The sequence below is a fragment of the Segeticoccus rhizosphaerae genome (assembly GCF_009192725.1).
Lineage (GTDB): Bacteria > Actinomycetota > Actinomycetes > Actinomycetales > Dermatophilaceae > Segeticoccus > Segeticoccus rhizosphaerae.
The window spans coordinates 1-9069 of the sequence record NZ_VOHR01000145.1; the positions used below are offsets into that span (position 1 = coordinate 1).

The window sequence follows — 9069 nt, forward strand, 5'->3', positions numbered from 1 at the left end:
GCGCCAGCGCCTGCCCGCCGACGTCGCCCGCGGCCCCCGCCACCGCGCCGTCCCCGGCGAGCTCCTTCGCGCGCGCCACCGCCTGCGTCACATCGCCGATGAAGTCGTATGACGCCGCCGCGCCCGGGTGCGGGCCGCCGGTCGCGTGGCGTGGCTTCCAGCCGTCGGGCTCGGGCCGGTGGGTCACCACGACCACGTGCTCGCCGGCCGGCGGGGAGCCGTCCCAACCGTTGGTCAGGTCGAACAGGTGCCGCCCGATCACCGTCGACCGGATGTCCTCCCACAGTGGTCGGACGTAGTCGGCCGAGGTGCGCGTGACCTTGAAGGCGCCGCCGTCAACCAGGTCAGTGTCCCCGCCGAAGTACCAGTCGAACAGCGGCCCGACCTCATCGTGTTCGTCGGCGACGAACCCGTCCACCGACACCACGCCGTGCATCACCACAGTGGCCATCTCGTCACGCCCTGGCTACCGCGGCGACCACGCGCTCGAGCAACGGCCACCAGTACTCGTTCCGGCAGCGACGCTCCACCTCGTCGTAACCGAACCAGTCGGCGGCGTCGACGTCGTCGAGCACTGGCTCAACCCGGGGCCGCACGACGTCGAGCCGCCGAACGAAGCAGGCGACGTAGTTGCGGACGTGCGGCCAGCGCCCGACCGGCACGCCGTCGTCGAAGATGAGCCGCTCGTAGCCGCACGGCACCAGGTCGTCGGGCAGCAGGCGCAGCCCCGACTCCTCCCAGACCTCGCGCACCGCGCCCTCCCGGACCTGTTCGCCCGGTTCGCGGCCGCCGGCCGGAGCACCCCAGGCGTCGCGCACCACCGAGTGGACGAGCAGCAGCGACCCAGCGGCGTCCACGACGAACACGGCGGCCGCCGCGGTCTGGCCCTCCGGCGTCGGCAAGGGCGAGGCGATCAGGTCCATCCGGTGGCCGACGCTCAGGCCCGGAACGATGTCACGGACACTGGCGAGCGGCTTCTCCCCACGCCGCTTGGGAAACCGCAGCCCGCTGTCGCGCAACCGGCGCGCCACGTCCTTGCCCGACGTCGGGGCCGCGCCGGCGGACACCAGCGCGTCGTAGCGCTCCTGCGGGACGTCGTAGTGGTCACCCTCGAAGGCACCCCGTGGTATGCCGACCGCTCCCGCGAAGGTGTGCAGCTCGTCATACGACTGGTCGCTGATCAGGTGCGACCACAGGCGCTGGTGCGCCGGCCAGCGCGGCGGGTCGATCCAGATGGTCACAGTCGGCGCTCCTCCTCGGACTCCCAGACCCTATGACATGACACCCCTGCCCCCTGTGGACAACTTCCGCGGTCGCTGCGCCATCCGCCGTAGTTTCGAGGGCACAGACAATCCAGCGCCAACGCACAGACGAGGAGCAACCATGAGCAGCGTCTTCAAGGTCGACACCGAGCAGATCAGCTCGGCCTCCGGTGACATCAACCGTGTCGCCGGCGAGATCGAGGCCGGGGTCAAGGCCATGATGGGCAAGCTGAACGCCCTGCAGGGCACCTGGCAGGGCTCGGCAGCGGCGAACTTCGCGGGGGTGAGCGAGGACTGGCGCCGCACCCAGGACCAGGTGCGTGACTCCCTGCAGCGGATCAGCCTTGCCCTCGGCCAGGCCGCCACGCAGTACGGCGAGGTGGAGAACGCCAACACCCGCATGTTCAGCCAGCGCTGACCAACCCGCGCGCCGGCTGCATCAGGCACGACGAAGGGCGGCCTCCCCTCTCGGGGAGACCGCCCTCTCTGTCACTTCACTCCGACTGCGATGGCACCAGGCGGATCAGAAGGCTGTCCTTTTGGACTTCTTCCTCAACGCTCGCTGCGCTCGCTTGATCGTCAGAAGTCCATACCGCCCATGCCACCGTCGCCACCCGGCATGGCCGGTGCGGCCTTCTCCGGCTTGTCGGCGACGACTGCCTCGGTGGTGAGGAACAGCGCGGCGATGGACGCAGCGTTCTGCAGCGCGGACCGGGTCACCTTGACCGGGTCGTTGATGCCGGCAGCCAGCATGTCGACGTATTCGCCGGTCGCGGCGTTGAGGCCGTGGCCGACCTCGAGCCCGCGCACCTTCTCCGCCACGACGCCACCCTCGAGACCGGCGTTGATCGCGATCTGCTTGAGCGGCGCCTCGATGGCGACCTTGACGATGTTGGCACCCGTGGCCTCGTCGCCGACCAGGTCGAGCTTCTCGAAGGCGGTCTTGCCCGACTGGATCAGAGCCACGCCACCACCGGCGACGATGCCCTCCTCAACCGCAGCCTTGGCGTTGCGCACCGCGTCCTCGATGCGGTGCTTGCGCTCCTTGAGCTCCACCTCGGTGGCCGCGCCCGCCTTGATGACGGCGACGCCGCCGGCGAGCTTGGCCAGCCGCTCCTGCAGCTTCTCGCGGTCGTAGTCCGAGTCGGAGTTCTCGATCTCGGTGCGGATCTGGCTGACCCGACCGGCGATCTGGTCGGCGTCGCCAGCGCCCTCGACGATGGTCGTCTCGTCCTTGGTCACGACGACCTTGCGCGCCTTGCCCAGCATGTCCAGCTCGGTCGACTCGAGCTTGAGGCCGACCTCCTCGGAGATGACCTGGCCACCGGTGAGGATGGCGATGTCGGCCAGCATGGCCTTGCGGCGGTCACCGAAGCCGGGGGCCTTGACGGCCACGGACTTGAAGGTGCCACGGATCTTGTTGACCACCAGGGTCGACAGGGCCTCGCCCTCGACGTCCTCGGCGATGATCACCAGCGGCTTGCCCGACTGCATGACCTTCTCGAGCACCGGCAGCAGGTCCTTGATGCCGCCGATCTTGGAGTTCACGACGAGGACGTATGGGTCCTCGAGCACGGTCTCCATGCGCTCGGTGTCGGTGACGAAGTAGTGGCTGATGTAGCCCTTGTCGAAGCGCATGCCCTCGGTCAGCTCGAGCTCCAGACCGAAGGTCTGGCTCTCCTCGACCGTGATGACGCCTTCCTTGCCGACCTTGTCCATCGCCTCGGCGATGAGCTCGCCGATCGCCGGGTCACCGGCGGAGATGCCGGCGGTCTGGGCGATCTGCTCCTTGGTCTCGACCTCACGCGCCGAGGTCAGCAGCTGCTCGGCCACGGCCTCGACGGCCTGCTCGATGCCGCGCTTGAGGGCCATGGGGTTGGCGCCTGCCGCAACGTTGCGCAGACCCTCCTTGACCATGGCCTGGGCGAGCACCGTGGCGGTCGTCGTGCCGTCACCGGCGACGTCGTCCGTCTTCTTGGCAACTTCCTTGACGAGCTCGGCGCCGATCTTCTCGTACGGCTCCTCGAGCTCGATCTCCTTGGCGATGCTCACACCATCGTTCGTGATGGTGGGGGCACCCCACTTCTTCTCCAACACGACGTTGCGGCCCTTGGGGCCGAGGGTCACCTTGACAGCGTCGGCGAGGGTGTTCATGCCCCGCTCGAGACCGCGGCGAGCCTCCTCGTCGAAAGCAATGGTCTTGGCCATGTGCGGTGGTTCCTCCCACACGAATACGGTTTGAGTGACCGCGCGTCGCCCGCGACGGACGAACCGGATCCCGCAGGCTCAGGTCCCCTGCGCTCTCCGGTCCTCGACGAACGGTCGAGTCATTCTGTCACTCTCGGGGTGAGAGTGCTAAAGCAATGATTAGCACTCGACCCCCTCGAGTGCAAATGCCAAGCCCCCGCGAGGAATCTTCGCGAGGTTTGGCGCCCTCCTGGGGCCGAAACCTCACGAAGATCCCCCCGGGAAGTGGGGCTCGCGCGCTCCGGGCCTCGCTGCGCTCGATCCTCACGCGCTCGTCGTCAGACCTGCTTGATTGGTCTGGCTCCTCGCGCGCTCCGGGCCTCGCTACGCTCGATCCTCACGCGCTCGTCGTCAGACCTGCATACCGAGGCGGCGGGCCGACCGGGCCCGCTGGCGGCTCGCGCGCAGCCGACGCAGCCGCTTGATCAGCATCGGGTCGGCCTCGAGGGCCGCCTGGCTGTCGATCAGGGAGTTGAGCACCTGGTAGTAGCGGGTGGAGCTCATGTCGAACAGCTCGCGGATCGCCTGCTCCTTGGCGCCGGCATACTTCCACCACTGGCGCTCGAAGGCGATGATCTCGCGATCGCGCTCGCTCAGCTCGTCGGTGGACGTGCTCTCGGCCTGCGCTGCGGTGTTCATGCGACCTCCCTGGGTGACGTGCCCGCCCATCCTAGCGCGCGAATGACAGCCATGTGATTCCGTGTCCGGTTCCGCCGGTATGCCGCCCGCACACGTCAAACTGTTCATCACCTCGAGCGCCTCATGCCATCGAGTCCAGGATGGCCGTGATGTCGTCCTCACGGGTCAGCGGGTTGACGATGGCGAACCGCGCCAGGGTCTCGCCGTCGTGCGAGGTCGGCACCACGAAACCCTCCTGACGGTCGAGCAGGCCGTCACTCCACTCCTGGTAGTCGGCCGGACCCCACCCCAGCCGCCGGAACACCACGACGGTCAGGCCGGCGGGATGGACCTGCTCGACGTAGTCCCGCCGCTCGATCTCCGCCTCGGCGAACCGGGCCACCTCCAGCGTGCGCTCGACCGCGTCGGTGTAGGCACGGGTGCCGTTCGCCGCCAGCGAGAACCAGAGCGGCAGGCCGCGGGCCCGCCGGGTCAGGCCGACCGAGTAGTCCGACGGGTTCCACTCCGGCCGGTCGGTGATCACGTCGAGGTAGCTGGCCTTCTGCGTGTGCGCGGCGCGGGCGAGAGCCGGCTCGCGATAGAGCAGGGCACAGCAGTCGAAGGGGGCGAACAGCCACTTGTGCGGGTCGACGATGAACGAGTCGGCCCGCTCGACCCCGGCATACCGGTCGCGGATCGACGGCGCAGCCAGGCCCGCGCCGCCGTAGGCCCCGTCGACGTGCAGCCACACCCCGAACTCCCCACACACCTCCGCGACCGACGCGAGGTCGTCGATCACCCCGAAGTTGGTCGTGCCGCAGGTCGCGACGACGGCGAAGATCGTCTCCGGGCCCTCCTGCTCGAGGACCGCCCGGAGCGACTCCCCGGTCATCCGCCAGTGCTCGTCGACCGGCACGGGGACCAGCTCGGCGTCCATGACGTGGCAGGCAGAGGCGATGGACGAGTGCGACCCGGCCGTCGCGGCCACCTTCCACGGCCGCGGGCCCTCGCCGGTGCGTCCCTGCTCGGTATGCCGGACGCGCGCCGTCGCGCGCGCGGTCACCAGGGCCGACAGGTTGCCGATCGTCCCGCCCTGCACGAAGGAGCCCCCCGCCGACTCCGGCAGCCCTGCCAGGTCGGCGATCCAGCGCAGCGCCTGGTTCTCGGCGTGCACCGCACCCGCTCCCTCGAGCCAGGAGCCGCCGTAGATCGAGGAGGCACCGACCACGAGGTCGAACATCGCCGCCTCCTCGGTCGGGGCGCACGGGATGAACGACAGGTAGCGGGGATGGTCGATCGACAGGCAGGCCGGCGCGAGCACCTCCTCGAACAGCCGCAGCGCTGCGGCACCGCCCATCCCGCCCGGCGTGATCGTGGCGCCCGCCACCTTGTCGAGTTGCTCAGGAGTCCGAGGACCGTCGAGCGGGACCGGGTCGAGACGCAGCCGGTCGGCGGCGTAGCTGAGGATCGCTTGGCCCAGGGCCTCGGTCTCGTCGGTGAATCCGTGCACCCGGGGAGTCTACGAGCCTCGCGAAGCGACGACGACGATCGCCGAGGCTGGACCGCAGCGGCGACAGCGGCGACGATGAGGACATACCGGCACGGCATACGCTGGCCGGGTGCCGGACCCGCGACCACTGACTGAGCTGATCCACCCCACCTGGGCCGAGGCCCTCGAGCCGGTGTCCGGTGCCGTGGCCCACCTGGGCGCCTTCCTGCGCGAGGAGGTGGCGGCCGGCCGGGGTTACCTGCCGGCGGGCGAGCACGTCCTGCGTGCGTTCAGCCACCCGCTCGACCGGGTGCGGGTGCTCATCGTGGGCCAGGACCCCTATCCGACTCCCGGCCACGCCGTGGGTCTGTCCTTCTCGGTCGCCCCGGACGTCCGGCCGTTCCCGCGCAGCCTGGCCAACATCCACACCGAGCTGGCCGCGGACCTCGGCGCGCCGACGCCGACCACTGGCGACCTGTCACCGTGGGCCGACCGGGGCGTGATGCTGCTCAACCGGGTGCTCACCGTGTCGCCCGGCAAACCGGCCAGCCACCGTGGCAAGGGCTGGGAAACCGTGACCGCACAGGCCATCTCGGCTCTCGTGGCGCGCGGCGGGCCGCTGGTGGCGGTCCTGTGGGGCCGCGACGCCCGCAACCTGCGTCCGCACCTCGGCGCGGTGCCGTGCGTCGAGAGCGCCCATCCGTCACCGCTGTCCGCCCATGGCGGCTTCTTCGGGTCACGGCCGTTCAGTCGCGCCAACCACCTCCTGCAGGAGCAGGGAGCCGACCCCATCGACTGGAGCCTTCCTTGACCGAGCCCGCGCCCCGCACCTGGCACCGCTACGTCGCGATCGGGGACTCGTTCACCGAGGGCATGAGTGATCCGCACCCCGACCGGCCGGACACCTATGTGGGGTGGGCCGACCGCCTCGCATCGCACCTGTCCGCCCGGGCGGTCGGGGAGGGTGGTGACTTCGGCTACGCCAACCTGGCCATCCGCGGCCGGCTGCTGGCCGACATCGCCGGACCGCAGGTGGAAGCCGCCCTCGCGCTGGAGCCCGACCTGGTGAGCATCGTCGGCGGCGGCAACGACATCCTGCGGCCGCGGGCAGACATCGACGCCCTTGCCGGTGAGCTGGAGCGAGCTGTCGCACGGCTGCGCGCGAGCGGCGCCGACGTCCTGATGGCGACCCCTGCCGACCCGAGCGAGGCTCCGCTGCTGCGGCACACGCGTGGTCGGGTGGCTATCTACACCGCCCACCTCTGGTCCATCGCTCGTCGGCACGGCGCCCACGTGCTCGACCAGTGGAGCATGATCCCGCTCAAGGACTGGCGGATGTGGGCGGACGACCGGATCCACATGACGCCCGAGGGCCACCGCCGGGTCGCGCTCCGGGCGCTGGCCGCCCTCGGGCACGAGGTGGACGAAGACGACTGGGCCCGGCCGCTGCCCCCGGTGATGCCGGTGGGCCGATTGGCGCTGGCGCGCGGCAACGCCCGCTGGGCGCGCGAATACCTCCGCCCGTGGGTCGGTCGCCGACTGCGCGGTCGGTCCTCCGGTGACGGGATCAGCGCGAAGCGCCCGACGATCGCCCCGCTCGAGGAACCGTCCGGGCCCGACTCCGCTCCCTGAGCCCACCAGGACGGGCGGTCAGGTCGGCCGCGCCGACGCGGGCTCCAAACAGGCCAACCGACGACGCGGTGGCCGCCCCGTCGGGCGCCCACGGTGGGTCCTGGTTCAGTTGCCGCTGGACAGCTCGGCGCGCACGGCCGCGGCGAAGCCGTCGACGTCCTGCTCGGTCGTGTCGTATGACGTGACCCACCGGACCGTCCCCCGCGCCTCGTCCACGACGTAGAAGGGATAGAGCTTCTGCAGCCGGGTGGTCGACTCGGGTGGCAGGACGGCGAAGACCATGTTGGCCTCGACCCGCTGGGTCACCTGCACCCCCTCGACCTCACGCACGGCCTCGTGCAGCCGCCGAGCCATCGCGTTGGCATGCGTCGCGTTGCGCAGCCACAGGTCGCCCGACAGCAGCGCATCGAACTGCGCGGAGACGAACCGCATCTTCGACGCAAGCTGCATGCTCGCCTTGCGCACGAAGTCGACACCGCGCACCGCGTCCGGGCTGAGCACGAGCACGCACTCGCCGAACATCAGCCCGTTCTTGGTGCCGCCGAACGACACGATGTCGACACCCACGTCCGTCGTGATCGCGCGCAGCGGCACACCGAGGGCCGCAGCCGCGTTGGCGATTCGCGCACCGTCCATGTGCACGACGAGCCCGAGGCCGTGGGCGTGCTCGACGAGCGCCGACAGCTCGTCCACGGAGTAGACGGTGCCGACCTCGGTGCTCTGGGTGATCGAGACGACCTTGGGCTGGGCATGGTGCTCGTCGCCGAAACCCCAGGCCTGGCGGTCGATCAGCTCCGGCGTGAGCTTGGCGTCCGGCGCCGACACGGTGAGCAGCTTGACGCCGCCGACGCGCTCGGGGGCGCCGCACTCGTCGATGTTGATGTGCGCGAGGTCGCTGCAGATCGCGGCGTCCCACCGCTCGGTCACCGCCATCAGCGAGATGACATTGGCACCGGTGCCGTTGAAGACGGGGAATGCCGTGGCTCGTTCGCCGAAGTGCCCGCGAAAGACCTCCTGCAGCCGCGCGGTGTAGGCGTCGGCGCCGTAGGCGACCTGGTGTCCTCCGTTGGCGCGGGTGATGGCGTCGAGGATCTCCGGGTGCACGCCGGCGCTGTTGTCGCTGGCGAAGCCTCGGGCCTGGGCGTCGTGCAGGGGTGGGGCGGTCTCGGTCGCCGGTTCGGTCACAGTCGTCGTCCGTTCAGGTCGTCGGCGGGCGTCAGCCACAGGTCGTGGATGGTGCGGGCCAGGTCGGCGACCGGGGTGTAACCGCTGAACTTCGCGTCGGGCTTGGCCTCGCGCATCGCGGGCGTCAGCAACGCCTTGATCGGCAGCACCACGGCAGCCGCTCCGCTGCCCGAGAACGAGTCTGCCACGGCGAGGGTCCACGTCTCCGCGGCGGCCTTCGCCGCGGCATACGACGCGTTCTTGGCGCTGGGCGCCTCGACCTGGTGGGTGGAGATGATGACCAGCCGGCCGCGCACGCTGGCCCGCAGTGCGTCATGGAACGCGCGGGAGACGTGCTGCAGGGTGCGCACCAGGTGGTCGTGCAGCCACTCGTAGTCGGCCAGGTCGGTCTCGACGATGCCCTTGCCACCGCGCCAGCCGCCGACCAGGTGCACCAGGCCGTCGACGCGTCCGTTCCGGTCCGAGACCGCGGCGGCGAACGCCGTGGTGGCAGCCTCGTCCAGCAGGTCGACGACTGCGGTCTGCACCTCTCCCGCGGTCTCCCCAGCGGCCTGCAGCACGGCGTCGAGCCGACCCTGGTCGCGCCCGGCCGCCACGACGGTGGCGCCGGACGCCGCGAGCCGCTGCACCACGGCC

At 70.5% G+C, this 9069-nt stretch carries 10 protein-coding genes; 3 read left to right on the forward strand and 7 right to left on the reverse strand.

Annotation, left to right across the window (positions count from 1 at the left end; all coding sequences use genetic code 11):
- Positions 1-451: dihydrofolate reductase family protein (locus FRW57_RS12440; protein ID WP_152186112.1), on the reverse strand; the 451-nt coding region annotated here is incomplete at its 3' end.
- A gap of 4 nt (positions 452-455) precedes the next feature.
- On the reverse strand, positions 456-1241 hold the full coding sequence (locus tag FRW57_RS12445) for a DUF4031 domain-containing protein (RefSeq protein ID WP_152186113.1): 786 nt from the start codon (positions 1239-1241) through the stop codon (positions 456-458).
- Between the two features lie 142 nt (positions 1242-1383).
- Here FRW57_RS12445 and FRW57_RS12450 point away from each other — a divergent pair, with 142 nt between their 5' ends.
- Positions 1384-1680 (forward strand): WXG100 family type VII secretion target, encoded by a 297-nt coding sequence (locus tag FRW57_RS12450; RefSeq protein WP_137120687.1) that lies wholly within the window; start codon positions 1384-1386, stop codon positions 1678-1680.
- 161 nt (positions 1681-1841) lie between these two features.
- Here FRW57_RS12450 and groL read toward each other — a convergent pair whose 3' ends face one another.
- The 3 genes from groL to FRW57_RS12465 form a co-directional block, all read right to left on the reverse strand.
- Entirely contained in the window at positions 1842-3470 is a 1629-nt protein-coding gene (gene groL / locus FRW57_RS12455) for a chaperonin GroEL (RefSeq protein ID WP_137120688.1), read from the reverse strand.
- 390 nt (positions 3471-3860) lie between these two features.
- Positions 3861-4148: a DUF3263 domain-containing protein gene (locus FRW57_RS12460; protein ID WP_202911431.1), complete on the reverse strand. Its 288-nt coding sequence runs from the start codon at positions 4146-4148 to the stop codon at positions 3861-3863.
- 121 nt (positions 4149-4269) lie between these two features.
- A complete protein-coding gene (locus FRW57_RS12465; RefSeq protein WP_152186114.1) occupies positions 4270-5637 on the reverse strand; it encodes a pyridoxal phosphate-dependent decarboxylase family protein in 1368 nt (455 codons plus the stop codon).
- A gap of 109 nt (positions 5638-5746) precedes the next feature.
- Here FRW57_RS12465 and FRW57_RS12470 point away from each other — a divergent pair, with 109 nt between their 5' ends.
- Together FRW57_RS12470 and FRW57_RS12475 are read left to right on the forward strand one after the other, a co-directional pair.
- Positions 5747-6427, forward strand: a complete 681-nt coding sequence (locus FRW57_RS12470; RefSeq protein WP_152186115.1) for a uracil-DNA glycosylase — start codon at positions 5747-5749, stop codon at positions 6425-6427.
- Complete coding sequence (locus FRW57_RS12475) at positions 6424-7248, forward strand: SGNH/GDSL hydrolase family protein (RefSeq protein WP_152186116.1); 825 nt, start codon at positions 6424-6426, stop codon at positions 7246-7248. Before FRW57_RS12470 ends, FRW57_RS12475 begins: the two co-directional genes overlap by 4 nt.
- A gap of 105 nt (positions 7249-7353) precedes the next feature.
- Here FRW57_RS12475 and FRW57_RS12480 read toward each other — a convergent pair whose 3' ends face one another.
- Both FRW57_RS12480 and FRW57_RS12485 read right to left on the reverse strand, forming a co-directional pair.
- Entirely contained in the window at positions 7354-8433 is a 1080-nt protein-coding gene (locus tag FRW57_RS12480; RefSeq protein ID WP_152186117.1) for a threonine aldolase family protein, read from the reverse strand.
- Positions 8430-9069: SDR family NAD(P)-dependent oxidoreductase (locus FRW57_RS12485; protein WP_152186118.1), on the reverse strand; the 640-nt coding region annotated here is incomplete at its 5' end. The genes FRW57_RS12480 and FRW57_RS12485, both read right to left, overlap by 4 nt.

What these genes read in the sequence shown, in the direction of transcription:
- FRW57_RS12460 (WP_202911431.1), bottom strand. Translation starts at nt 4,148, where the DNA reads ATGAACACCGCAGCGCAGGCCGAGAGCACGTCCACCGACGAGCTGAGC.
- groL (WP_137120688.1), bottom strand. Translation starts at nt 3,470, where the DNA reads ATGGCCAAGACCATTGCTTTCGACGAGGAGGCTCGCCGCGGTCTCGAG.
- FRW57_RS12450 (WP_137120687.1), top strand. Translation starts at nt 1,384, where the DNA reads ATGAGCAGCGTCTTCAAGGTCGACACCGAGCAGATCAGCTCGGCCTCC.